Here is a 26,053-nt window from a genome sequence, read left to right as displayed (position 1 = left end):
TTCGAAATCTGATTTTCCGAATGAGACGGAGGGAATGACTGCGACCTCGGTTTGCTGGTCGCTTAGCTAAATGTAATCCAAATAGTTATCCTATAAATTTTATAATTACCTAAAGAAAAAATCAGGAAGAGGGGATACTTTTCCTGATTTCAGTTAGGGTATGCGGGATGTTAACTGCCAGCATACCTTTTTTATTCGCTTAATAGTTCTTGTAAACGTTCATATTCTTCATCACCAACAGCATCATAATATTGGAATAGTAAATCTGAATTTACTTTAATCATATCTTTATAATTCAAATACAATTCTTCCGTTAAATGACGAATGATGATTGGTACAGGCTTATTATGATTGAAATGCTTTAGATATTTTTTGATAAAGCCTTCTGATAGCTCACACCATAAATTATTTCCTAGCGCTTCAAATTCAATATATTGGATATGTGCAGATAAGAAATCTTCTGTTAAGTGTTCATTGAACTGACATGCACTTTGCCAATCTATTTTGTCTCGGTAGCGATGCAACCAATGAGGTTCTAATACAGCACTCATTAATTGATTTTGTCTTTCTGAATATTGAACAAAAAAAGTATCCATTTCTTTGTTGGTTCTTTTTTTATATCCCATATCATCATATATTTGACTCGCCAATGATGGAATACCTTTCACCATATGTTCACTGCCCGGCCACTTATACTGGCCGCGTTCAAACTCGAAGAATTGATATTCCAGTCTTTCTTCTTCTTCCTCTAATTCATCATCCAGTAAGTGGATTGTACTATATTCGCTAAAATACGTTTCATCTTCTATAAATATATCGATTTCCTGTTCGAAATGATTGTTTATTTTTATTTTCTGACGCTTTAATTCACTCACGATGTAGTTTTTAAAAGAGGCAGAAAGTCTAGATAAAACTGGATAATTATACTGTAAAGCCGCTACATCTATTTGATCTAAATGCTCGATTAAATACTCTTCCGTTAACTGATCGCAAGCATAGCAAATGTAAGCAAAATCTACATAATCTAAATACTTTTCAAACTCGGTAGGGTGGAGTTTTATTAGATTGTATCTCCAAAAACAATAGTCATAAATGAATTTTTTTGACATGTTGGGATTGGCTTCCAATAATTGATTCATGTCAATTTCATCGATGATTGGACCTACATATGACGGAATTGATTTGACGTCAAAATCCTCAGGGAAATTTAGTTTTTCCAATGCCTTTTGCGGTTTGAATTTTCGTCTTCTGCTGGGATGTGTTTTCAAGCTATAAGTACCAATAGATCCGCGCTCATCCAATAAAATATAAGCTAATTCTTGTCTTTGGTCCTTGGTTAGCTTAATATTTTTTGGGAATTTTACAGAGGCGTAATATGTAATGTTAGACATATCATAGAAAAACTTAAAATCACCCTCTGGAGTAAAATCCGAGCGCGACGTATTTTTTTTCCAATACAAAAGAGCCCCGTTTATTGGGGGATAATTAGAAAATTGAATATTAGCTATTGAGAAAATATTATGTGAAAGAGATTCATCATAGACAGTTTTTATAAATTCAATATGTTTAATTTTAAGCATACTGTACCTCCATTATTTCTATTATATTTCTTTGGTGAAAGAAACAATAGCAAAAAGTGTTAAGAAAGTATGAATTCTTCTTCAACTACGTAAGAAAAAATTTTTAATTTTAAATATGCAGAGTTTGTCCACTTTACTAACTTATTGTGAATCCGTGTAATTTAGAACTAAATTAAAGAATTTTTTGTAGGAATAGGGATAGTTAGACCAAGGTGTGCAGAAGTGACTGGCATTAAAATTTATCTAGCATAAAAAAGAATAAAGAGAAATTCGAGATAAACACTCTCTACATACTGTTAAAAGATGTATAATTGAATTTAACTATAAAAATGAATTTTAATTAAAAAGATGGTGAGTTTATGCGTTCAAATTATGTTGTTTCTTTGAAGGAAACAAGGAACCCATTAGAGGATATCTTGGTTCCTGTTGAAAAAAGAATCGGTTATATCGAAGGGAAAACTCCTGTAATTCCTATTTATTTTTATCGTCTACTCGGTGTGGAGGGTAACGAAGAGAACGATTTAAACATATACAAAAATGAATTATATCGGATTAACGAACAGTTAACTCAATATGGGCGTTATGTTCGATTTGATGGTCCAATTCTTACTCCACAAAACAATGAAATGAGCTATTTTAAAAATTTTATTGGCTCATCCTTGACTCAAGATATTGCAGCATTGAAAAAACAAGGGTTATCCTTATTTTTCAATTCTCGTATTTTTTATGGTCACACTCATTATCCTTCTATTCATAGAGCTTTACAGCAAGTGCTCGAACTATTTCTAAAAAACGAATCGTTTGTTAATACATCAAAAATGGAGACATTCGTTGTAAAAATGCTAATTTGGCTACAGCGCATACTTCCAAAGCTCTATTCATCGAATCAGATTTCAAATGATCTACCCAAAATACTATTCTATGGAGATATAAAAGCTCATGAAATTTATTTCTTGATCTTCCTTTCTTTAATTGGAATGGATGTGCTTTATATTCATACAGAAACCGCTAAAGAACAAAGGTTTTCACAAATTGATCCATCTAACACGTTTTCAAAACGTATGGAGTACTCTAACAGTTTTCCTCTTGAACCGTTCCCATTAGAGGAGAAAAGAGTTAGGAAAAAAACGGTAACCTATGAAGCAAAAGAGGAAATAGAAAGTTTCTTATATGGGGAAGATGTAGGACTATTTAAAACAAGACAATATGAAGAGGGAATAACTAAGCCGATTACCTTAAGAACAACTCATGACGAAATGAAAATTTTGTGGCATGAAGAGGCAAAAATAAGACCTGAATTTCGAGTGGAAAATGAAATCGTGTTTGTTCCTAATTTATTTGTAAAAGTAAGTGGCACCTATCAAATCTTAGAAGAATATTGGATGGAATTATTTGAACTAAAAAATACTGTCAATATGGTGTTTAAAGAACAAGTAGATTTTACACCTATTACTTACAGCAGGCAGGAAATGTATTCAACATCATTTGTTTTGGACGAAAATGGATTAATAGATAAGGAGAAGCTGTTTAAACACCCTCTTTATAAACTATCCTATTTAAATCAATCAGTTCAAGATTTAGTAGTGAGTAAAATGAATGAGCTGATCAAGTCAGATATGTTCCTGCAGGAAATGACAAATGATTTAAGAATTAAAATACTTATGACTATAATTACAATGGATAAAGAATTCCTAAGACTAGTCGAATCTTTTGATTTTACTGGTAAGGTACCTAAAATAGTTCTATATAATAATAAGCCGGATAACTTCACAGAAACAGACATTATACTGCTATGCTTTTTTAATTTAGTCGGGGCAGATATCATTATATACACGCCAACAAATTACAACAATATTGAGGCATGGATAAATTCAAATTACTTTGATATACATCAATTGCCATCAGTACAGTTTGATTTAGAAATCCCAAAAGAGTTGCCTAAAGAAAGAACGAGTTTTTTCAAAAGATTTTTTAAACGATAACTCACTTCTAACTAAAGGAGGAAGTTCGATGGAATTAGAAGATTATTCAGTTCAATTGCCGAATGAGTTAGTCCAAAAAACAGCTGAAATCAAAAATAAAGTTCAATACTCTCCTGAGGTGCAGGTAATTCTTCGACAACTTGATATTGAAAATTTAAATTCACTTGTATCATTTGGTAGTCAATCCGCAGTAGAGATATCGAGATTTTCAGATATGATTTTAAGTTCCATTAGACGAACTAAAATTGAAGAAGCTAAAGACTTAACTTTAAGATTAAGTAAAATTATGGATCTGTTCAATTTGAATGATTTTGATAAAGAGAAAAAACCAAACTTATTTCAAAAGCTATTTAATAAAACCAAGGATTCCATGGAAGCCATTTATAAAAAATATGAATTAATGCAGACTGATGTTGAAAAAGTAGGGATTACGTTAAAGAAATTTGAAACAGAAATTCTTAAAGAGAACGACCAATTAGAAACAATGTTTCACCATAATCTAGCTTATTATGAAGAGCTGCAAAAATATATAGTCGCTGGAGAAATGACATTACGAGAAATTTCTGCAAAGTTGATCCCCGAGTGCGAAGAGAAGGTTAGGGCATCTGGTAATCAATTGGACCAATTAAAGCTGCAAAATCTTAATCAAGCAAAAGAAATGCTCGACCAGCGAGTATTTGATTTACAATTAGCAGAAAATGTAGCGCTGCAAAGCCTGCCAATGATTAAAGTCACTCAAATGGGCAATGACGAATTAGTTCGTAAAATTAATGCTTCATTTATCATTACCCTTCCATTATTCAAACAAGCTTTAGCTCAAACCGTAGCACTTAAACGCCAGCAAGTACGAGAAAAAGCACAGCAAGCACTTGATGCCAGAACAAATGAGATATTATTACGTAATGCAGACAATGCTGCATTACAAGAAAAAGCAATGTCACGTTTGAAAACTGGAAACTTCATTCAACTGGAAACCCTTGAAAAGACATGGAATACGATTATGCAGGGAATTGAAGATGTTAAACAGATTTATACTGAAGCTAGTGAACAACGTAAAGAGGGAACTGTTAAGTTGGAAGGATTAAAGAAGCGCTTTGAGAAAGTTTTTGAAAATAAAAAGGTGTCATCCTAAGTGACACCTTTTTAATATCTATTTTAAACAAATCGGGACGCATTTAGATATATAGTCCCGATTTATAATAATAGATTTAATTATTTTTTTCTGAATTTGAATGATTCTCTTTAGTTATTGAGTTATTGGGAGGATTTTCTTTTGTTGAAGAGTGTTCATCTGGTAATTTTTGTTTTTCATTTGTTGACTTTTCACTTGATGGATTTATTTTCTCAAGTTTTTGAGATTGATTAGGGAACTCTTGGTTCTCTTTATTATTTTCATTGATATTATTTTTGTTGGTATTATTATTTTTATTTGCATCAGACGAAGAATTGGCAGGTGTATGTTCAACCTCATTTTTTTGCTGATTTTTAGGTGATGGCTGTTGTTCAGTCTCTTCATGGGCATCAGCTGGCCCGTTTTGATTTCGGTTTGGTTTTTCATTTGATGTATTATCTTTTGAATCTGCATTTGTTTTAGGCTTCTGTTGTTTTACCTCTACTACTGCTTTTTCCACCTGAGTTTTTAGTTCCGGCAAGCTTTCATCCTCATATTTTGCAGTGATTGAAAGCAACTCATCATTTGTATAGAGTTCATTAATTACTTTAGAAAGAGCAGCTTCAATCGGAAGTCCTTGTATATCTTCAATACCCAGTGCCTCATTTGAATTAGTGTCAATCGAAACAACATCTCCCTGATCGTTAACTCCAATTTCAATAGAATGGTTTCCATTTAGTCGAATGAAAGCTGCAGCTGCATTTTTATCTGGTAGCAATAGGGAAGTACCTATAAAAATGAAAAGGAGTGCTGCTAGAATTGCAGGTGCTAATTTAATGTAGGCAATTGGCTTTTTTCTGCGCATCATGGAAGCTGTTCCTAAATAAAATTCTACTTCTTCACCAATCTCGGGGTTCGCAATTAGAGGGATTCCTTTATGAAATTCACCATTTTGCGTTAAAAAAACTATATGATTAGTATGTTTTTCACAAACAATCCCTCTATATATGCGCATTAAATTGTTTCTCCTTTCACAAATTCTTTTATTAAAGCAAAATCACTGTTTAATAATAAAACGATAGCTATAATATACTTCCTCTGTCGTTCTAATGTTTTTCGAGAGACTTCAACGAGAGATTCAAGCTCTTTTAAAGGTAATCTTTTATTATCGATTAAAAACTTATAAAGCTCCGCCGACTCAGAGATGATTTGAGCAATTTGAAGGGCTGTTTTTCTAGTGTCCGCATGCTTGGGTGTTGCATTGGCAAGCTCTTCAAAGGATAAATTATATTCTGAAAGTAATTTGTTATAGCCTAGAAGCTCTTCTTTTCTTGCTTTCGCCAGTTGATCTACAGTATATGTATAGATGGATTGTTTATCGTACATGTAGTGTTGTTCTGATGATTCCTCATTGTTGGGTTCTAATAATATTAGTCTTTTATTGCGCGAGTTTTCTTTTCTAATATAATCTATTAATCTTCTTTTTATTATTAAGTGGGCAAAGGTTTGAAAAGAAGCATTCTCTTTACTATTAAAAGCAAAAACAGCCTCGTGTATGCCTTCCAACGCAACAGTAAACTCCTCATCGTGCTTATCAATTGGACGTTTACAAACAAAGGATGCTGTTTTTTTCAGAAAGGAAGTACTAGCAAAAAGGAGGTCATTCATAACCTCCTCATCGCCTGCTTTTGCCAAAGTAGCAAGTTCATTCATATTCGGTTTTGTTTTAAAAATTCCTTGTATTATAGACAAAAGCATATCGTACCCTCCACTTTTTAAATCTCGATGACATTGATCATATATAGTTTTATGAGAAATGAAAAGTAGTTTTTTTATACTGAAATAGTAATTTAATGTGTTGCAGTAAATTTTAATGTAAAAAATAATAATGTAATAAAAGATTTTTTAACGGAAATATTTTCTAAAGAGGAATTATTTATTCTCTTTATTTCCTTGTTTTTGAGATTTTTGTTCTTCTTTAAGGGCTTTTCGTTCAGCCTTATGTTCAGCTTGAAGAGTTTTGCGTTCTTCTTTTTGAACGTTCTTATCAACTTGAACAGTAGGAGCTACAGTTGGTTCCTGCACAGTAGATGTTGGTTCTTCAACTTGTGTTTCTTCTACAACCGCTTCGTTTTCAACTTCAATTGCATCCTCTTGTTTTTGTGCTTCTTGTTTAGCTTCAAATTTAGCAATTGCTCTTTCAGCGTTACGAGCAATAGCAGCTTTTGCAGTGTCATTTCCGGCATTATTGAAAGCTTTTTGTAAAGCTACTAAATTACCAGCAGTATAGCCTTCTGGAATAGCAGGGAATTCGATATCTGAAGAAATCGATGCATTTTCAGTTGCCTCTGCTGTTTCAGTTACCTCACTTGTTTCAGTAGATTCAATTACTTCAGTAGTACTAGTATTTTCAGTTGTTTCATCTGTTTCTTCAGTGTCTTTTAGAAATTCACTCGCATCAATAATAGTTGTATCAGCATTTGTACTTTCGGTATTGTCTTGTAATTCTTCTGAGTTATCCATTAGGTTTTCGTCTGCCCATGCATAACTAGTTCCTGTGATTGCCATTGTTGCTACTAATAGAGCCGCGCTTGTTTTTTTGAATTTCATTTCTTCTCACCTCATGATTATTTTTGTCCAACTATTCATGGACACTTATTTATTCGTAGGCTGATCAATTTTTGTGGGGGTAGGGCAAAATTTTTTTAAAAGTTGGGGGAATAGCAAGGAGCAATTAGAATGATATAACGGAGTATTGAATCTTTTATTGGTTAGTTTCGTATAAACTATTATTAGGTAAATATGGAGCTGATATTATGCTTTTTATAGTTTTTGTGCTTTCTTTACCGGTATATACACTTGCTATATATGGGTTATTAGAACCGAGAGAAGCGATACTATTTATGGATAGGTGGAAATATAAGGAGGAACCAGAGTTTTCTGATTTACAAATGAAGTGGTTTAAATGGGGTAATATAGCAGCCATCGTGTTTGCAACAATCTTAATCATTATTAGTGCAATTATTACCTTCACACCTGAAGAACAACCGGAAATACCTGAACAATATTACAATTCGTCAATAGTAAGGTAGGAAGGCGAGAAAAAAAGCTGACATAAAATCAAAAAAACCACTTCTCTAATGTAGAAAAATGGTTTTTTTCGTTGAATTGAAAATTGATTCCTGCTTCGGATACGATTGTAAGCGGGCATGGGAACCCGCCGAGCATGTAGTCTCATCAACTCCAATAGAACCATTTTCCGTGCCCATCTGGACTTTTAAGTATTAATTCCTCTATTACTTTACCATCCTTAATAAAATCTTGGTGTAGATTAGCATCAAACATATTGTTATATACATGATAAATTGAACGGGTATAACTCAATTCATCTAATAGTTCCAGGAAGTCCTTTTTTAACTGGGCTGGAAATTGATTTGCCACGTGGGTATGGAATAGTACTATTTGATTTTCAGGTTTACTCGACTTGATAATATGCGGTAATCGTTTTAGAAGATCTCCTTCAAACATATCCTTTTTGATATTATTTGCGATTTGGCTAGCTTCATTAAACTGCTTACGTCTATCAGAATGTTCCGGCCAGATTAAAGCGAGCATCCATTCATACTCCTCTTGGTTATTTAAATCCACAATATTCAAATCAATCCCGAATCGATTGTTAATTTTTAATTTTGAATGGATATAACTCGGTAATTGATTTCCTCTATTCTCTGATTGAATTAAAATTGAATCTTGTAAGTTTTCAATTTTTAATGACTTATTCTCTTCTGCATATTCATAGTTATAAGCATCCAAACAAAGTAATAGACCAGCACTCGTCCCAATTTCGATTAAGGTAAGTGGTTTATTTGTTTTCTCAGAAATCCTTAAAAACAGCGGGTAAAGATAAGCGGCCCTTCGCACCTCATTGGTTTGGACTAATTTTGAATGAAATAATTTGATTAAATGGTTTTTATGTTTTAAAGCAAATTCTTTAAAAAGTTCAAAGCTATCCTCAATGGGTAGAGGATTTTTTGTGAATGAAGGGTAATACTCTCTTAAAGGGTTTTCTGTTTTTGATAGTAGATATTGCATCGAAGCAAAAAATAGATTTGGTTTTGGCTGAGAGGCTGGAATTTCTCTAATAATCTCCATTAAATCTAGATCCTCTACAACCCTTTTACTTAAAAAGTAATAAAGTTGGCTGCTTCCTTTTGCTTCTTTTTCTGCAAATTGCTGAAAGATTTTTGTATAGATATCCATTTTATCATCCCCTTGTTGAATGAATTATTTTAAGTATATAATATTGTTAATATTAAGAAAATTAAATATATTATGGATTACAGATTGAGCCAATTATATATTTCAAGACATTAGCTAAGTCAATTAAACATTTACTTCAAAGTAATACTGTTTGAAAAAATAAATGCATTTTGAGAATAACAGGAGAGGAGTTGCTGAACATACGTTTACCAGCAACTCTTTTTTATATTAAAGAATAGAAAAGGATTTAACGGATTGGAATCGCTATGTCATAAACACATTCTGCATAAATTTTATCCTTTTAGTGTAGATCAAAATTTTTTTTTAATTAGATTGCGAGATTATACCTGAATTTTTAAGGAGTTTGGAAACTGACATGAAAGTACCGGTTTCATATTACGATAAGATTAAACCTTATTAGAAAAATTAGAATATTTAAAATAATATTTATTGACTATCAATTTAATTTGTCTTACAATTTAAACATATATTGGTTAGGGAGGGAAATTTTCAATAATAGGGGAATTATGTATATAAAAAATTGCGATGGGTTTTATGTTCATGACTGCGTTCTAGAAGTAAAGGGGATGAATGCAGTTGAATGATTCAAAACAATAAGGGGGGTTTGTTCATGGTAAATGAAACGATTACTAAGAATCCAGTTGAAGGTGAGTCTACTTTAACGCCAACAATTAACGAAAACACAACTGGTGAAAAAAGAAGTATTATTCAAAAAATAAAGTATGCATTTGGACCAGGAATGCTAGCAATTCTGACATGGCTTGGTGCAGGGGATTTAGTCACTTCTGCAGTTGCTGGAGCTGATTATGGCTATGGATTAATGTGGATTCTTGCTTTTTCTTTAATTTTACGTTTTTTAATTGTAAATGTTATGTCGCGTTTCCAACTGGCAAACCAACAAGGATTGTCCATTTTGGAAGGTTATGGTAAAATACATCCAGGATTTGCGATTTTCCTAGGGGTTTACGCAATTATAATTGGTCACTTATCCAACGCTTATATGTTAAGCGGAGCTGGTGAGGTTCTATCGAATATATTTGGATTTAATAATCCATTTTTAGGATCTATCATCGTAGTAGGGTTACTATTTATATTAATCGGCAGAAACTATTATCATACGATTGAAGGCGTTATGAAAATCTTCTTAGCCGTTTTAACATTAGCATTTGTATATTTAGCATTTAGTACTAGCCCGGATTTTGCTGGAATTGTAAGCGGTACCATCGGTTTCAGTATTCCACAGGATGAAGGTGCGTTTGGAGCATTGCTAGTAGCCATTTCCATCATAGGTGCAGTTGCGGGATCTATCTCTAACTTTGTTCATCCATACTTCTTAAAGGAAAAAGGTTGGACTACACCGGGACATTTAAAATTACAACGAAACGATTTACTTTTCTCGATTATCGTTTGTATTATCATTAATTTATCCATCTGGATTGTCGGAGCAGAAATCTTAAGACCAAATGGCATACGCGTTGAAACTGTAGGAGATTTAGCAGCTGCATTAGAGATATCATTAGGTAAATTTGGTTGGATTACTTTCTATTTAGGTACTTTCGCCATTTTATTTGCAAGTATTGTAGGGAAAACAACTGGTTATCCAAGATTGATAACAGATGCATTTTATGTTTCTAATAAGAAACGCAGTGAAAAATATGAAGGCGATTACAATAAAGATCCGATGACAAAATGGATCATGTACTTCCTTTTAGTTTCACCAATTATCTGGTCAATTCCTGGAATGCCTGGATTTATCCAATTAACAATTGCGGTAAATGCTTTTAACATGGTAGGTTTCCCGGTTATAGCTATTGGTCTTCTAATTATATCGAACCGTAAAGATTTAATGGGTAAATACCGCAATAGCTGGTTCGAAAATATCTGTTTAGTATTAGCGACTGTGCTGGCTTTATGGTCTTCTTTTGAATTATTGTTATCATTTATTTAACGAGTTTTATAGAATTGAAGGAGTTGTCCGATATGAATGAAAAAATCATCGTTTATCGCAAAGTAGATGAACAGGTCCTAAACTATTTGAGAGATTATGCAGAAGTTGTTTATTTTGAAAAGTTAACACCTGAAAACATGGACGAGTTTTATAGTGAACTAGAAACAACTACTGTTTTACTTGGATCTCTTTTGAAGATTGATGAATCCATATTAAATAAAGCACCTAATTTAAAAATGGTAGCGAATTCATCAGTAGGTTATGATAATTTAGATTTACAAGCATTAAAATCTAGGGGAATTATCGCTTCCAACACACCTGAAGTACTCAATGAAACAGTTGCTGATACAATTTTTGGTCTAATTCTCTCAACCGCACGCCGAATGCCCGAACTTGTACAGTGGGTAAAAAATGGCGAATGGAATGAAAACCTATCCGAGGAGTATTTTGGTGTCGATGTTCATCATAAAAAGCTGGGCATCATCGGTATGGGAAGAATTGGACAAACGCTTGCCCAACGTGCTCATTTCGGCTTTGGCATGGATATTTACTATCACAATCGTTCTCGAAATCTAGAAGTAGAAGAAAGATTTAATGCTACATTTTGTACATTAGATGAGCTGCTTTCTGAAGTAGATTTTGTTTGTTTGTTGACACCATTAACAAAAGAAACAGAGAAAATGATGGGGTATGAACAGTTTAAAAAGATGAAACAATCCGCTATTTTCATTAATGCTTCCCGTGGAAAAACAGTGGATGAAGAAGGATTAATCCAAGCATTGCAGGAACGGGAAATTTTGGCTGCTGGTTTAGATGTATATGAAAAGGAACCTGTTGATAAGAACAGTCCATTATTATCGATGAAAAATGTTGTAACATTACCGCATATCGGATCGGCTACTAGTGAAACGCGTTTAAAAATGACGATGTTGGCCGCACAAAACGCCGCAGCATTTTTAACAGGGAATGAGATTCCATCAGAAATAAAAATCAAATTGGAAGCTCATTAACCAAGAGTTAGAAGGGAAATATCAACTAGTAATTCCGATATTTAAAAGATAATGATGCCTATTTTCAAATTGATAAATTAGCCATAACCTTCCTTGATTTTGTTAAAAACTTTTAGGAAGCTGTCCAGAAAGTCGAAATTTCTGGACAGCTTTTTATTATTTTATAAATATCCTCTTAATTAATCCTGAGTCCGTGATAACTCGTCATGGAAAAATTCCCATATCCATCCTTAAACAAATCTCTTATTAATTAATCGTTACATGTTCGTATATTAATAGTAATTGGCTTACAATAAATAGTGTATAATACATCTTAAGGTATAATTTTTATAAAGTTGCAGTCTTTTAGAAATGGTTAACTAGACAGGGGTGGTAATATGGCACAGTATAAATTCGACGCTGTAAAAAGATATTCGTTATCTCATCAAGTACTTGAAAAATTGATAGAGTTAGTAAACTCTGGTCAATTAAAATCAGGGGATCTATTACCTTCAGAACTAACTTTAATGAAACAATTTGATGTAAGTAGACCTATATTACGTGAAGCATTAAGTTCTTTAGAATCAATGGATATTATTTCACGTATCCCAGGCGGTGGAAAGTTTATTAATGAAAAGATTGGCAGTACTCCGTTTCAGGCGATGTTATCCATTTCCATGGATAATATAGTAGCGATTATCGAAGCGCGCATGTCCTTAGAAGTAGGGCTGGTAATGTTAGCTGCAGAGAAAATTACGAATGAGCAAATAGCGAAACTAGAAGAAACGATACATAGTATTGAGGAAAATATTAATCAAGATTATGGCCAATATGATATAGAGTTTCATAAAATTATTGCCTATAGTGCAAATAATCCCGTGCTTGAAGGGATGATTACATCTTTATTATTAACACATGAAAAGACAAATAGTTTAATTGAATTTCGAGAACCAAAGCTTACAATTGCTCATCACGAGTCAATTCTTCAGGCATTGAAAGATCGTAATCCAACTGAAGCTGCGTTACAAATGCATAAACACTTAACATTTGTAAAAGACAAAATCCTTAAAGGTCTTGAACATTCACAAAAAGAGAGTTAATACAAAAATAACACGAAATAACAATGTATTTACTCAATCTGTAAAGATATTTTTTTCGGTTCAAGCCAATTAAATTAAAGAGTCTCATCTTACCATCTGTTTGAAATACAACAGTTAGGGAAGAGAGGCTTTTTTTCTGCAGCAAAGTGGCAAGTTTGTTAGTGTGAACTTGTAACTTTATTCCATTTTTTTATCGTTGTATTGTGGTAGTATATTAGCTTTAACATGACAGATAGATATGATTGTCCGCAACCTGCTTGCCCAATTGAAGGTTGCTATCCTTGAACATGGAAAATGCTTATTTAAATAGCCATTGATTAATACTGCCTAATTTTTTAAGTGCTATACAAAAAGTAGGCAGTATTATACTTATTATGAGACGAGTTTTAATCCTATCGCTGCACCTAACACCATGCCTATAAAAACAAGTCTTTTCCAGTCTTTTGATTCGTCATATAAAACCATGCCTATAATTGCACCACCAGAGGCACCGATTCCTGTCCAAATTGCATAAGCGGTACCCATAGGAAGTGTTTCCATAGAAAAAGCGAGAAATATAAAACTTGCTCCAAACCCTAGAATTAAAAGGACTAATGATTGCCAGTTGCGGTCTTTGTGCAATTTATTGATCATTGCAACACCAAACATCTCACATAAACCTGCTAAGATTAAAGTAATCCATGCCATTAGATTTCGTCTCCTTCCTGAACTTCCTGAATAGGATCTTTCGTAACTAATTTCAGTCCAATGACACCTGCTAATAAAACAAAGATTAAGAGTATCTTTTCAACTTTAAAAGGCTCGTCAAAGAATAGAATTTCGGAAAAAACAGTGCCGGCAGTACCTAGTCCAACAAAAACGGCATACACCGTTCCTACTGGAAGTTTTCTTCCTGCCATGATCATTACATAGAAGCTAATGATGATCGCAATTATAGTTCCAGCCCAAGTCCAAAAGTCACCAGCGTGTTTTAACCCAATCACCCATATAACCTCAAAAAAAGCGGCAACAAAAACCTTAATCCAATCTGTATTCATTGAAAACAACACACCTCCAATATTATTCTCGCCAAAAAAAGAAAAAAGCCTGGGAGATAACTGTAAAAACAGTATCTCCCAGGCTTTTATCCTTCCGTGGCACAGCAAGCTGTGAGTTTTCTCTCGGACCAGACCAACATATACCGTTGCGGAACCCTAGAAAACATTTAGCTATGCAATTACCTTGTATTATACACAGTTTTTAACTGTAGTCAAGAGTAGATTGATAGATGTGTATTTATCCAAATTAAGCAGAGTTTTAGTTGGTGTTAAAATGCGAAGCTCTAGATTCATTATTTGAGCGTTTATTTCCTTTATAGATAAAATAAAGGGAAATAATCATAAAAAGTAATGCGAATGCACGCTTAATGTCTAATTCTATGACCAAACTATTAAACCATCCAAAATGATCAATGATTACACCAATCACAAGCTGCCCAGCAATACCAGCAATATTAGTTGCTATAACTCCAATTCTAGGGACTGCCATGACAGTCAGCAGTAAATACATTGTGCCTAAAAATGCTGCGCTTAATTGCCATTTTGGTGCTTCAAGAAGTGCAAGAACATTTCCGCTGCCAAAAAATAGCATGAAAATGGTAAGAAACAATGTTCCTGTGAGAAAGGTTAAGAATGTTGTTTCAATTGTTCCAGCTTTTCGGCTTAATGTACCATTAATAGATGATTGGGCGCTCAGTGTTATTCCGCCAATCAATGTAAATAAAATCATAAATATCCCCATAAATCCAGCCCTCCTAGTTTATCAAGATAAGTGCGACAATCATTGAAATTACTGCAAAAATCTTTTCTTTATTAATCTTTGTTTTTTTACTGCCCAGCCATCCAAAATGTTCAATAACCATACTCATTACTAATTGGCCGATAATAACAGCAACCATCGTGATGCCAACCCCTACAAATGGGACACTTATAACGATGGAGGTTAAATAAACCACACCCAGGACACCACCAAGTAATGACCATTTAGGCGCTTTCAATGTATAGGAAAGGTTTCCTTTTCCAAAAAATAGCCATAATAGCCCCAAGATTACCGAGCCCATAAAGAAATTATAAAAACTTGTTTCTATTTGACCAATTGTTTTTCCTAATTCAGCATAGATAGCTCCTTCAAAGCTAAGTGCTGCTCCGGCAAATAAAGCAAGTATGTAAGAAATAAAACGCATAAAAGATATCTCCTTTTTCGTATAATTATATATCTAGAAAAGTAGATATAAGAAGGTGAAAAAAAACAGAAATCAAAATGATTAGATCTCCGTTTTAAAATAGTTAGCCAACAGTTGAATAAACTCTTCATTACGCCTGTAGTACGTCCATTGTCCATGCCGAATCGATTCAAGCAGGCCAGCTTTTTGCATCATGTTTAAGTAGCTAGAAACCGTGGATTGAGAAACTTTGGCTTTTTCCTGGATATCCCCAACACATACTCCACCTTTGTAACTTACCTCCTTTGGCAGGTGAGCGCCTTGTTGCGGGAAATGCTTCTCGGGCTCCTTTAACCACTCTAGAATATTGAGTCTTGTTTCGTTAGATAACGCTTTAAATACATCAATAGGTTCCATGGATGTAATTATATATCTAGATTTCCCGATATGTCAAATTAGAAAAGATTTGAACATGTGTCATGGGAATGAAATTGTTACAATTAATGATATTACTTGATCTTTTGGAAGGGGACTTTGGCAAAGAAAAAAGAGACTATTATATAGCTTTTGTGTTGTTCAACATTCTATAAATCAGGTGTAATTCCTTAAAAAAGTATTGTGCCTTATTTGCTACAGAGGACCAGTTTGGAAAGCAAAACTCGAAGGAATCAAGGTTAAAAATTAAGAAAAGTTAAGAAAAATATGTTGAAAATTAGCACCAAGTAATAGTAATAAGTGCTAATATATTAATTAACGTTAAAGAAAAGGGTTGAAGAAATGAGAACAAGAGTAACAGATATCTTTGGAATTCAATATCCAATTATACAAGGTGGACTTGCTTACCTTGGCTATGCAGAACTAGCTGCTGCGGTATCAAATGCAGGTGGATTAGGCCAAATTACAGCAGCAACTTTACGTACACCTGAAAATCTTCGCAGTGAAATTCGGAAAGTACGTAAGCTTACCGATAAGCCTTTTGGCGTAAATTTTGCGATTGCTAGATACAATGGTCTATATGAAGAATTGCTTGAAGTTGCCATTGAAGAACAGGTACCTGCAATCTCCATTACTGGTGGTAATCCTCAACCTGTTTTAGAAAGAGTGAAAGGTGAAAATATTAAAACATTAGTTCTAGTATCTGGTGTTAGACATGCACAAAAAGCTGAACAACTTGGCGCAGATGTAATTATGGCTGTTGGTCAAGAGGGTGGTGGTCATTTGGGACGTGACGATATTGGTACAATGGTGCTTGTTCCGCGAATTGTGGATAATGTTTCAATTCCTGTATTAGCTGCTGGGGGAATTGGTGATGGACGAGGTTTATTGGCAGCAATTTCATTAGGTGCGGGAGGAATTGTAATGGGAACGCGATTTATTGCTACCCAAGAATGCGTACATGCAAATGAAAAATATAAAGATGCTCTTCTTCATGCAAACGAGACGGATACAGTAATTATTAAGAAAACATTAGGTACACCAGGTCGAGTTCTGAAAACAGATTATGCATTAGATATTATTGAACGCGAAAGAAATGGAGCTACTTACGAAGATCTTAAAAATATGATTAGTGGCAAATCAAATTGTCGATTTATCTATGATGGAAATACAGAAGAAGGTATTGGCTGGGCAGGACAAATAATCGGGCTAATCGATAATATTCCTACGGTTCAAGAGTTATTCGATGAGATGATTCAAACAGCATCTAAAGGGTTGAACCGAATTGAAAATATAATCGGAGGTGCAGCTCCTAGATAAGTTATCTTTCTAGAAATTAAGGGCAGTCTTTTTCAAGGTATCTATTATTATTTTAATATTGTTAAAAAGTGTGACAAATAAAAGTTGTTTGTAAAATAGTAAGATACTTAATCTTGTAATTACTTATAAGAAGCCAAAAGTAGGGGTTCGTAATTATAAGGGCGAAAAAATAGTTTCGGAATGGATTAAGTATTTTAATATTTGTCGAATGTGATATGATTGTTTAGAATAGTAAGAGAAAAATATTTGCATTAGGAAGGAAAGTGAAAGTATGAGTAACGGAATTTTCAAAATACCAACACCTAAAAATGAGCCTGGCAATACATATGCTCCGGGTACAAAAGAAAGAGAAACATTAAAAGCGGAGCTAAAACGCCAATCCGAAATCGTAGTAGATATCCCTGTTATTATTAACGGTCAAAATATTAAAACCGATACAGTAAAGCAAGTAGTTATGCCACATGATCACCAACATGTTTTAGCAAACTACTCAGAAGCTGGCGAGAAAGAATTGCGTGATGCTGTCGAAGCTGCTATGGCTGCGAAAGAATCATGGGCAAATATGCCATGGGAACATCGTGCGGCTATTTTCTTAAAAGCTGCTGATCTCATCTCGGGTCCATACCGTGATGTCATGAATGCTTCGACGATGTTAGGACAATCTAAAACGGCTATCCAAACTGAAATTGATGCTGCACAAGAATTAGCAGATTTCTTGCGTTTCGGTGTAGATTATGCAAATCAGGTTTATCAAATTCAACCTGACAGTATGAAGAATGTATGGAATCGTCTCGATTACCGTCCATTAGATGGTTTCGTATTAGCGATTTCTCCATTCAATTTCACTGCAATTGGCGGGAACTTACCAGCAGCTCCTGCAATGATGGGGAACGTAGTTGTTTGGAAACCTGCAACAACTTCTATTCTAGCAAACTACTACTTCATGCGTATTTTAGAAGAAGCCGGATTACCAAAAGGTGTAATCAACTTCGTACCTTCTCGTGGATCGCAAGTATCGGAAGTAGTATTAACAGACTCTCGTATGTCTGGATTCCACTTCACTGGTTCTACAGCTACATTCCAAACAATTTGGAAAACAGTAGGGGAGAACATTGCAAACTACAAATCATATCCTCGTCTAGTTGGGGAAACAGGTGGTAAAGACTTCGTATTTGCTCACGAAACTGCTCAAGCAGACAAAGTAGTAGCTAGCCTTGTTCGTGGAGCATTTGAATACCAAGGTCAAAAATGTTCAGCTGCTTCACGTGCTTACATTCCGCAAAGCCTGTGGGAAGAAGTAAAGAAAGGTTTGGTTGAAGAAACTGCCAAGCTCAAAGTTGGGGATGTACGCGACTTCCGTAATTTCATGGGAGCTGTAATCGATAAACCTGCGTTTGATTCAATTACAAGTTATATCGATTATGCGGCAGCTTCTGAAGAAGCAGAAATTATTGCTGGTGGTACTTATGATGATTCTGTTGGATATTTCATTCAACCAACAATTATAGTAACAACTAATCCAAACTTCAAAACGATGGCTGAAGAAATCTTTGGACCAGTGTTAACAATCTATGTATATGAAAACGATCAATTAGAAGAAACATTGGAAGCAGTTGATACAGCGTCTATGTACGCATTAACAGGTGCTATTTTTGCACAAGATCGCCAAGCAATTCTTCACTTGGAAAATCGTTTATCTGGTGCAGCTGGAAACTTCTATATCAATGACAAACCAACTGGTGCAATGATTAACCAACAGCCATTTGGTGGTTCTCGTGGTTCTGGTACAAACGATAAAGCAGGTTCTGTATTTAACATGATTCGTTGGACAACTCCGCGTGTAATCAAAGAAAACTTTGCTCCAACTACAGATATTGCTTATCCATTTATGGATGAAGAATAATTAATAACATAAAAAAGAGGTTGAAGTGTTAATTTCAACCTCTTTTTAATTTGGTTTCCCTTGGTATATCGGAATTCCAATCTCTTTCCGGCCAGTTTGATGATAAAATTTTATTTGTAGTTAATACCTTATACCTATTAAAAACAAATGGAAGAAGTCAAAAAAACGGAAGACATCATAACACTTTGAAATAGATTAGGTATTATTGCTGTACATAATAAAGTATATAAGCTAGGGTAATGGTTTATTATTTCTTTTTTATTTAGGGGCATTCTGTAAAATAAAGTGATAATTTTTACAACCTCCGTATAACTGTAATTAATGTAGATGTTTAGTTGCAAACTGAAAAGATACGAGTTCTTACATGAAATTAAAACAGGTAGTTCTCCGATTCCTTTGTGTAATGCACTACTTGATCAAGGTTACCCTTTTTGAGTTTTAGTGCCCATTCAGAATCAGCTAATAAGGCACGACCGACTGCTACGTAGTCAAATTCGCCTGCTTTGATTTTTTTGTCTATAATTTTGAGATTGTCTTCAATTGTTAAATTTTCATTATCCTGATTGCTTAAATATGTGCGATTAATTCCTACAGAACCAACTGCAATCGTTGGTTTTTGAGTAATTCGTTTCGTCCAGCCAGCTAAGTTTAAAGTTTGATCTTCATCTTTGAATTCTGGTTCCCATATTCGTCTTGTAGAGCAGTGGAAAATATCTACGCCAGCATCAACCAAGGGGGTAAGCAATTGTTCAAGCTCATTAGCATTAGTAGCTAATTTAGCTTCATAATCGCTTCCTTTCCATTGTGAATAACGAAAGACAATCGGAAAATCAGGCCCAACTTCTTTCCGGCAAGCACGAACAATATCAGCCGCAAATTTTGTTCGCTCAGCTAGATTCCCACCATACTCATCGTTACGCTTGTTCGTTATTTCCCAAAGAAATTGATCAATTAAATATCCATGCGCTCCATGCAATTCGATTCCGTCAAAACCGATTCGCTTAGCATTTAATGCAGCTTCGGCATATGCATCAATCATATCAGTGACTTCTTTTTCCGTTAAAGCCTTTATCTTCTCATTTTTGCGACCTTTTAAAGTAAATCCAGACGGACTCACAGGAGGTGAGTCAATATTTGGTTCACTGCCTGCTTTTCGTGCTGCACCTACATGCCATAATTGTGGAATGATTTTACCACCTGCTTGGTGAACTTGAGTAACTATATTAGACCAGCCATTTAAGGCGTCCTCACCATAAAAGCGGGGAATATTGGCGCTCGCTACTGCAGCTGGGTGATTGATCGCTGTCCCTTCAGTTATGATGAGTCCGATCCCATTCTCTGCACGTTTGCGGTAATATTGTGCAACATTTTCCCCTGGGACACCTTCCGGCGAAAAGTTTCTTGTCATTGGAGCCATCACTAACCGACTTGCTAACATTTCATTTCCAAACGGTACAGATTGTAACAAAGTATGACCTACATGATTTTGATCCAATACGAGCACTTCCTTCCATTCATTTCGTTTTATCATGCTACATAAATTCAACAATTCCACTATCAAATATAACCGATAAACCCTATGTTTTTACTAATATATGGAGTCTTTACTACAAACTATGGTGTTATTTTTTGCAGCTTTTCATTATTTCCACTATTCAAGAATCGGGCGCATTCTTCTTCATGAATGGTCCATTTTATGGAAGAGTACATAATGTTTATTCCAAAACAAAGATAAAAATTTAATATGTTTTAAAACAAAGAATGTTACTAAAAATCGTATAGCAAGAATCTTTAATAGGTCAAACATGACAAACAATTGTGATTTACTTACAACGGTGTTTTCCTTGAATAAGGAAATTTCTTTGTTCAATTAAAAGGCTAGATTGAAGAGCAACACCATAATTGTTTTCGCTACGAAATTAGGAAGATATTGTGAGGAAACGAACTTAAAGTATCGAATTAGGATATGCTCCAAGTCCATGAATTTTGCACACAATCGATTAAGGCATTTCTATTAATTTTGATAATCTTTCTATCTTCAAGTAGTATTTCAAAGAATTTTTAACGTCTAACCCACAGTTGTGAACGTTCTACCACGGCTACTGTTATGATATATCGATATACAAAATGGTCAGCGAGAAATATGTTGTGGCTGACTTTATAATACGATTGGGCGCAATTCCAGAGGAATTTGCGCTCTTTCTTAAATAGCGTTATTATTTGGTTTATTTTTACATAATCTTATTATTGGTTGAGTATTTGATGAAAAGGGGTATGGATATACGAAACGATTTAAAGCATTTTATTAATGGTGAATGGGTTGAATCCACCGGTTCAAAGACAGTGGATGTGATCAATCCGGCTACTGAAGAAGTGTTCGGTCGCATTAGTGATGGGACAATAGAAGATTTAAATAAAGCGGTTGCAGCAGCCCGAGCAGCATTTCCTTCATTTTCTCAAACTTCAAAAGAAGAACGAATTAAACTGTTGAATCGAATTGCCGATGAGTATGAGAAACGAAAAGACGATATCGTTGAAGTGGTTACACAAGAATTGGGAGCACCTCTTACAATAAGTGAGCGGGTTCATTACAATATGGGATTAGCTCATTTCCGTCAAGCGGCAAAAGAGTTGGAAAGCTTCGAATTCACGGAACGACGCGGCAGTGCACTAGTTCGCAAAGAACCAATCGGTGTAAGTGGCTTGATTACACCATGGAACTTCCCGACAAATCAGACATCTATCAAGCTTGCTAGTGCTTTCGCTGCAGGCTGTACCGTCGTGTTAAAACCTTCTGAACTAACGCCATTTGCAGCAATCATTCTTGCAGAAATCTTTGAAGCTGCAGAATTACCTAAAGGCGTCTTTAATCTTGTGAATGGGACCGGGGAAGTCGTAGGAAACGGCATTAGTTCTCATCCAGATATTGATTTTGTATCTTTTACCGGTTCTGGAGCAGTCGGTCAAAAGATTTCCGAAAATGCTGCAAAGACAATTAAAAAAGTGGCGCTAGAGCTTGGTGGGAAATCGCCACTGGTTATCCTCGATGACTATGACATAAAAAAAGCAGCCGAAATTGCCATATCGAATGTTGTGTTCAATTCTGGTCAAGTGTGTGTAGCTGCTACGCGGACTCTTGTTCCAAAATCAAATCATGATGATTTTATTGAAGCTGTGAAAGAGATTTTGCCAAATATTCCATATGGTGATCCACAAGACAGGAGTAACATTTTCGGACCACTCGTATCGGAGAGACAATACAATCGCGTCCAAGGGTATATAAACAAAGGAATAGAAGAAGGGGCAACGCTGGTGAGTGGTGGACTTGGCAAACCAGAAGGACTTGAAAAGGGATATTTTGTAAAACCCACTGTGTTTACCAATGTGAAAAATGATATGGTGATCGCTCAGGAGGAGATCTTTGGGCCAGTGATGTCAATCCTTACTTACGAAGACCTTGATGAAGCGATTGAAATCGCCAATGATACAATCTATGGATTGGCAGGTTACGTAGTTGGCGAGGACAAAGAAAAGGTAGAGAAAGTCGCATCTTCCATACGTGCAGGTCATATTACAATTAATAATGCGCCAATGGAACCCTCTGCACCATTTGGAGGTTATAAACAATCCGGAGTCGGTCGAGAGTGGGGCAGCTACGGTATTGAGGAATACTTGGAAGTAAAATCAATAATCGGTTTGCTGTCGTAATCATTACAAATCATTAAAGAAGTTCCATAAAGTTAGGTGAATCACTGATTTTGACAGCCTAGACTTTTTGCAGTAGAATACGCAAAATGAAAATCAGACCCCTTTCGACTATATGTCGATGGGGTTTTGGTTTTGTAGAGATCTGGATACCGAACTAATGGGTTGACTGGTATACGATATGTAGGTTTGTGTAATCTATCACTCATAGAAAAATTTATTTGGCGGGTTTTCATATTCAACAATCGGGTCAGATTGTGGAGTAACGCTAATGCATATCCTAAGGAAGTAGACTTAAAAAATGTAAAAGTATATTTCAACAAGGAATTCAAAGAATATGAATAATGAAGAGATATAATGAAAGATAGTGGAGGATAAGTTAGTGCATATTTATTCATATTGCATCCCAGAATCAGATACCTACTACACGAGAATTCCTATATATAATAAAGATAAGAATGTCATAAGTATGCTCATGAAAAATCGACATCGCTTTTTAACACAATTGTTTCATCTTCTCCTTCGAACAGGTATGCCCTATTGTTATAATGCTTTTTCAATAGATGGTAATCCAAAATTTAAAATTGATTGTATATTCACGGGTGTTCGTTATACTCTTCTAAATGGTAATACCCTCGAAAAGTTACCTATTATGCAAAAACGTGTTCAATTGATTGAAAAGATGCAATATTTTATTATTGAAGGTAACATTTATGAATTTGAAAACGATCACACATACTCAGGAATTCTAAAGTTAAATGGTGAGAAAGTGGCTTATATTAGTAATTTAGATAATACAACTACTAATTTAACTTACCGTATTCGTATTGAAGCAAATAATGATAATATCGCATCTCTAATCGCTATATTGTACCAAACCTTTATTCATGAAAAATAATTTGTTTTGGAGAGTTACTACTTCTACAAACAAGCTAATAGGAATTGTAAGGTATTCAATTAAATGGCGCAGTTCTTCAATAAGAAGATCGCGTTTTTCCATTAACGGGCGCAATTCTAATAAGAAATGCGTCATTTTTCATTTAAGGGTTTTGCGGTTGGATAACGGCTTTAAAGAGGATTTTTATATGTAGATAAGGAAATATTTATTAAAACGATTACTGGATGAGGTGTACTCAATTGCTACCAATTAAAACCGAAGAGATTCCAAGTGAAATACAAGAGTATCTTAATAAGATTAATTCAATGAGTTTTCCACGACAAGGTTATAGTTCCAATGTTGGATTGATTGAAAATAATCTAGGGTTTTATGCACTCAAGAGGACAACAGGAGAGTTAAATTGTTCTTTGCTAAATCGAGAAGTAACAGTTATTAACTGTTTGACTCATAAAACAAAATTACCTATTCCAAAGGTTAAGAAATTCGTTGAACAAGATTCCAAGAAGGAATCTTGGGCTCTTATTGAGTTTTTAGAAGGGGAAACTATAAGAACCGCTTTATTTAACGAAAAAAGTAAGGAGAAACGACAAGAAATAATATTTAACTTTGGTAATCTCTTGTGCCAAATTCATTCAACGCCTTGTCCTAATGAACTAATAGGTGAACGTCCTTGGCTAGATGAGATGTTATATCAGGCAGAATTTAATTTAAAAAAATATCATGTGGACGGAACTGAAGAATTATTAGAAAAAATTAAGTCCATTAAACCGATTGTATATAATCAAACGCTCATACACGGAGATTTTACGATTGATAATGTTTTAGTCTCCAATGGAATAATTACAGGCGTAATAGACTGGGGTGGTGGAGCTTACGGAGACCCAAGATATGACGTATCATTAGCTATTCGCCCTAAACCCAATGCCTTTGAGAATGAAATAGATAAACAAATTTTCTTTGAAGGGTATGGGGGGAAAATAATTGATGATAATGTGTACGATTACTTTGTAAAAGGGTTATATGAGTTCTTTTGATTACTGATGCTTTGTTATTCAACAAAAAGGCGCAATTCTGAAGTAAGAATAGTGCTTTTCTACATTAAGGGGCCATATTATTGAGGAAAGAAAACACTAAATGATTAAACGTAAACGAACTGGTTAATTTACTTGATATAGAACAATAAGGAATTAGTATTAGCCTATTACAAGGAGTTAATGAAAATGAGTATGGCAACCTATATTGGTTTAAATTTTAGAGTAAAACTTAATGAATTCTATACAGACGATGAAGTGGAAATTAATTATGTTTTCTCAGAAGAAGAAAATCGTAATGTAGTTAAAGAGAAGCATTTTACTACTCCCTATATTTATGAACTTTCTGAAAAAAGTGAGCCTATTTGGCAAATGAATGAATATCAAAAGATTCACTCACCACATAACTACGAAAAATCAAAAAAGACTTTTCTATATTTATGTCACTTACTAAAAGAATTGCTGCCACAAGGGGATTATTGTGAAATATATATTTGTTGGTTGGGTGAGGAACATGAAGAGCATGAGAGAGAGTTGAAAATAGATTTAAATAATTTACAACTTGAAACAAAAGATATTTATGAAAAACGCTTTATCCGAATAGAAAACTAAGGCTCTACTATAAAAACGAATAGCCCTTCTTCATTAAGGGGACTTTTTGAATAACGATCTTCAACAATCGGGCGCGTTTCTTCAATAAGATATGCGTCTATTTCCGTTTAAGGTTCCATTTAATTGCGGAAGCGATGCTAATATTATTTTATATTGCAGTAGGGGGTGTGGACTTGAAAAAGATTTTTATAATTGTAATGGGACTACTTTTTACAGGCTTTGCGTTCATAGTATTTTTCAATGGTATTCAGAAGCAAGAAGATCTAAAAATACTTTCTGAACTGGAGGATAAAGGGGATGTGAATGGAAAAAGAGAATTCCTTTTCAGTCTTACTAATGTTGGGGAAAACAGCGCGGAGTTAGGATTTCTTACTTGGTTAGAATACAATGTGGCAATCGATAATTTAGATAACAAGGATATACCCTCTGGCGAAATCATACTGGAACACATAGATTTAAATGAAAATGATGAAGGTAGATTATTGGAATTAGAGCCTAATCAGAAAATTGAATATAGATTATTGATAAGTAATATTCCGAAAGGAAATTATGAAATCACTATTAGCTCTGCTGCTGATGCTGCTGATTTTGGTGGTATAAACAAACAGGAATTTACTGTTAATTAATTATTTCTGATTCACTAAATTGAGAAGTTATTTTTGTAACATTTTCGTATTTCACTATTCAACAATCAAAGGAACAATTCTTGAAAAGTAATTGTGCCTTTTTCAATAATAGGGTCATATTGTTGGGGAAAGCAACAACATATTTATTAAAAATAATACAATCGAGGTTAAGAAAGATTACAATTATATAAACGAAGTAGGATAACTTATTCTTAAAGATAGAGGAGTGACTTTTTGTGGGAAACCCGTATATATGCCGTTTCGAAATGGATCATAGAGGAGATGTAAAGATTAAATTAAATGGAGAGGGTCAAAAAATTGAATTCAAATTT

General features: G+C 34.4%; 24 protein-coding genes and 1 riboswitch. Of the genes, 13 read left to right on the top strand and 11 right to left on the bottom strand.

Annotation, left to right across the window (positions count from 1 at the left end):
- Window positions 1-191 precede the first annotated feature (191 nt).
- Complete coding sequence (locus tag ACFQU5_RS14525; protein WP_390289045.1) at window positions 192-1,580, bottom strand: nucleoside-diphosphate sugar epimerase; 1,389 nt, start codon at window positions 1,578-1,580, stop codon at window positions 192-194.
- Between the two features lie 359 nt (window positions 1,581-1,939).
- Here ACFQU5_RS14525 and ACFQU5_RS14520 point away from each other — a divergent pair, with 359 nt between their 5' ends.
- Both ACFQU5_RS14520 and ACFQU5_RS14515 read left to right on the top strand, forming a co-directional pair.
- On the top strand, window positions 1,940-3,562 hold the full coding sequence (locus ACFQU5_RS14520; protein WP_390289042.1) for a YceG family protein: 1,623 nt from the start codon (window positions 1,940-1,942) through the stop codon (window positions 3,560-3,562).
- 28 nt (window positions 3,563-3,590) lie between these two features.
- Window positions 3,591-4,694, top strand: a complete 1,104-nt coding sequence (locus tag ACFQU5_RS14515) for a toxic anion resistance protein (RefSeq protein WP_390289039.1) — start codon at window positions 3,591-3,593, stop codon at window positions 4,692-4,694.
- Window positions 4,695-4,770: 76 nt separating this feature from the next.
- Here ACFQU5_RS14515 and ACFQU5_RS14510 read toward each other — a convergent pair whose 3' ends face one another.
- From ACFQU5_RS14510 to ACFQU5_RS14500, 3 genes are all read right to left on the bottom strand, one after another.
- Entirely contained in the window at window positions 4,771-5,688 is a 918-nt protein-coding gene (locus ACFQU5_RS14510) for an anti-sigma factor domain-containing protein (RefSeq protein ID WP_390289036.1), read from the bottom strand.
- On the bottom strand, window positions 5,688-6,431 hold the full coding sequence (gene sigI / locus ACFQU5_RS14505; protein WP_390289033.1) for an RNA polymerase sigma-I factor: 744 nt from the start codon (window positions 6,429-6,431) through the stop codon (window positions 5,688-5,690). The genes ACFQU5_RS14510 and sigI overlap by 1 nt, the downstream gene beginning before the upstream one ends.
- A gap of 174 nt (window positions 6,432-6,605) precedes the next feature.
- Window positions 6,606-7,283, bottom strand: coding sequence for a hypothetical protein (locus tag ACFQU5_RS14500; RefSeq protein WP_390289030.1), 678 nt, complete (start codon window positions 7,281-7,283; stop codon window positions 6,606-6,608).
- Window positions 7,284-7,489: 206 nt separating this feature from the next.
- Between ACFQU5_RS14500 and ACFQU5_RS14495 the strand changes: the two genes are divergently transcribed.
- A complete protein-coding gene (locus ACFQU5_RS14495; RefSeq protein WP_390289027.1) occupies window positions 7,490-7,765 on the top strand; it encodes a hypothetical protein in 276 nt (91 codons plus the stop codon).
- Window positions 7,766-7,910: 145 nt separating this feature from the next.
- Here ACFQU5_RS14495 and ACFQU5_RS14490 read toward each other — a convergent pair whose 3' ends face one another.
- Window positions 7,911-8,933 (bottom strand): DUF2332 domain-containing protein, encoded by a 1,023-nt coding sequence (locus ACFQU5_RS14490; RefSeq protein WP_390289024.1) that lies wholly within the window; start codon window positions 8,931-8,933, stop codon window positions 7,911-7,913.
- A gap of 631 nt (window positions 8,934-9,564) precedes the next feature.
- Here ACFQU5_RS14490 and ACFQU5_RS14485 point away from each other — a divergent pair.
- The 3 genes from ACFQU5_RS14485 to ACFQU5_RS14475 all read left to right on the top strand — a co-directional run bounded on the left by ACFQU5_RS14485 (window position 9,565) and on the right by ACFQU5_RS14475 (window position 12,991).
- Window positions 9,565-10,902 carry an Nramp family divalent metal transporter gene (locus ACFQU5_RS14485; RefSeq protein ID WP_390289021.1) on the top strand — a complete coding sequence of 446 codons (1,338 nt, stop codon included), beginning with the start codon at window positions 9,565-9,567 and terminating at the stop codon, window positions 10,900-10,902.
- A 32-nt stretch (window positions 10,903-10,934) separates the two neighbouring features.
- The gene (locus ACFQU5_RS14480) at window positions 10,935-11,912 is read left to right on the top strand and encodes a 2-hydroxyacid dehydrogenase (RefSeq protein WP_390289018.1); all 978 of its coding nucleotides are present in this window, start codon (window positions 10,935-10,937) and stop codon (window positions 11,910-11,912) included.
- Between the two features lie 377 nt (window positions 11,913-12,289).
- Window positions 12,290-12,991, top strand: a complete 702-nt coding sequence (locus ACFQU5_RS14475; RefSeq protein WP_390289015.1) for a FadR/GntR family transcriptional regulator — start codon at window positions 12,290-12,292, stop codon at window positions 12,989-12,991.
- Between the two features lie 372 nt (window positions 12,992-13,363).
- Here the strand turns inward: ACFQU5_RS14475 and ACFQU5_RS14470 are convergent, their stop codons facing one another.
- The 5 genes from ACFQU5_RS14470 to ACFQU5_RS14450 form a co-directional block, all read right to left on the bottom strand.
- Window positions 13,364-13,678 (bottom strand): DMT family transporter, encoded by a 315-nt coding sequence (locus ACFQU5_RS14470; protein ID WP_390289012.1) that lies wholly within the window; start codon window positions 13,676-13,678, stop codon window positions 13,364-13,366.
- Window positions 13,678-14,028 carry a DMT family transporter gene (locus ACFQU5_RS14465; protein WP_390289009.1) on the bottom strand — a complete coding sequence of 117 codons (351 nt, stop codon included), beginning with the start codon at window positions 14,026-14,028 and terminating at the stop codon, window positions 13,678-13,680. The genes ACFQU5_RS14470 and ACFQU5_RS14465 overlap by 1 nt, the downstream gene beginning before the upstream one ends.
- Before the next feature lie 73 nt (window positions 14,029-14,101).
- Window positions 14,102-14,199: riboswitch (guanidine-I (ykkC/yxkD leader) on the bottom strand.
- A gap of 88 nt (window positions 14,200-14,287) precedes the next feature.
- Window positions 14,288-14,770 carry a DMT family transporter gene (locus ACFQU5_RS14460; RefSeq protein WP_390289006.1) on the bottom strand — a complete coding sequence of 161 codons (483 nt, stop codon included), beginning with the start codon at window positions 14,768-14,770 and terminating at the stop codon, window positions 14,288-14,290.
- Between the two features lie 13 nt (window positions 14,771-14,783).
- The gene (locus tag ACFQU5_RS14455) at window positions 14,784-15,212 is read right to left on the bottom strand and encodes a DMT family transporter (protein ID WP_390289003.1); all 429 of its coding nucleotides are present in this window, start codon (window positions 15,210-15,212) and stop codon (window positions 14,784-14,786) included.
- A gap of 81 nt (window positions 15,213-15,293) precedes the next feature.
- On the bottom strand, window positions 15,294-15,608 hold the full coding sequence (locus tag ACFQU5_RS14450; RefSeq protein ID WP_390289000.1) for an ArsR/SmtB family transcription factor: 315 nt from the start codon (window positions 15,606-15,608) through the stop codon (window positions 15,294-15,296).
- A gap of 360 nt (window positions 15,609-15,968) precedes the next feature.
- Between ACFQU5_RS14450 and ACFQU5_RS14445 the strand changes: the two genes are divergently transcribed.
- The gene (locus tag ACFQU5_RS14445) at window positions 15,969-16,946 is read left to right on the top strand and encodes an NAD(P)H-dependent flavin oxidoreductase (protein ID WP_390288997.1); all 978 of its coding nucleotides are present in this window, start codon (window positions 15,969-15,971) and stop codon (window positions 16,944-16,946) included.
- Between the two features lie 271 nt (window positions 16,947-17,217).
- Window positions 17,218-18,849 carry an L-glutamate gamma-semialdehyde dehydrogenase gene (pruA, locus tag ACFQU5_RS14440; protein ID WP_390288995.1) on the top strand — a complete coding sequence of 544 codons (1,632 nt, stop codon included), beginning with the start codon at window positions 17,218-17,220 and terminating at the stop codon, window positions 18,847-18,849.
- Window positions 18,850-19,219: 370 nt separating this feature from the next.
- Here pruA and ACFQU5_RS14435 read toward each other — a convergent pair whose 3' ends face one another.
- Window positions 19,220-20,380: an NADH:flavin oxidoreductase gene (locus ACFQU5_RS14435; protein WP_390288992.1), complete on the bottom strand. Its 1,161-nt coding sequence runs from the start codon at window positions 20,378-20,380 to the stop codon at window positions 19,220-19,222.
- 749 nt (window positions 20,381-21,129) lie between these two features.
- Between ACFQU5_RS14435 and ACFQU5_RS14430 the strand changes: the two genes are divergently transcribed.
- The 5 genes from ACFQU5_RS14430 to ACFQU5_RS14410 all read left to right on the top strand — a co-directional run bounded on the left by ACFQU5_RS14430 (window position 21,130) and on the right by ACFQU5_RS14410 (window position 25,721).
- On the top strand, window positions 21,130-22,557 hold the full coding sequence (locus ACFQU5_RS14430) for an aldehyde dehydrogenase family protein (protein ID WP_390289373.1): 1,428 nt from the start codon (window positions 21,130-21,132) through the stop codon (window positions 22,555-22,557).
- Between the two features lie 379 nt (window positions 22,558-22,936).
- Window positions 22,937-23,452 carry a tubby C-terminal domain-like protein gene (locus ACFQU5_RS14425; RefSeq protein WP_390288986.1) on the top strand — a complete coding sequence of 172 codons (516 nt, stop codon included), beginning with the start codon at window positions 22,937-22,939 and terminating at the stop codon, window positions 23,450-23,452.
- Window positions 23,453-23,691: 239 nt separating this feature from the next.
- Complete coding sequence (locus ACFQU5_RS14420; RefSeq protein ID WP_390288983.1) at window positions 23,692-24,486, top strand: phosphotransferase family protein; 795 nt, start codon at window positions 23,692-23,694, stop codon at window positions 24,484-24,486.
- A gap of 186 nt (window positions 24,487-24,672) precedes the next feature.
- Window positions 24,673-25,095, top strand: a complete 423-nt coding sequence (locus tag ACFQU5_RS14415; RefSeq protein ID WP_390288981.1) for a hypothetical protein — start codon at window positions 24,673-24,675, stop codon at window positions 25,093-25,095.
- Window positions 25,096-25,268: 173 nt separating this feature from the next.
- Window positions 25,269-25,721, top strand: coding sequence for a hypothetical protein (locus ACFQU5_RS14410; protein WP_390288978.1), 453 nt, complete (start codon window positions 25,269-25,271; stop codon window positions 25,719-25,721).
- Window positions 25,722-26,053 lie beyond the last annotated feature (332 nt).

It is taken from the genome of Ureibacillus sp. GCM10028918, from assembly GCF_042666115.1.
In the GTDB taxonomy this organism is placed as follows: Bacteria; Bacillota; Bacilli; order Bacillales_A; family Planococcaceae; genus Ureibacillus.
This window is presented reverse-complemented; position numbering and strand designations above follow the sequence as displayed.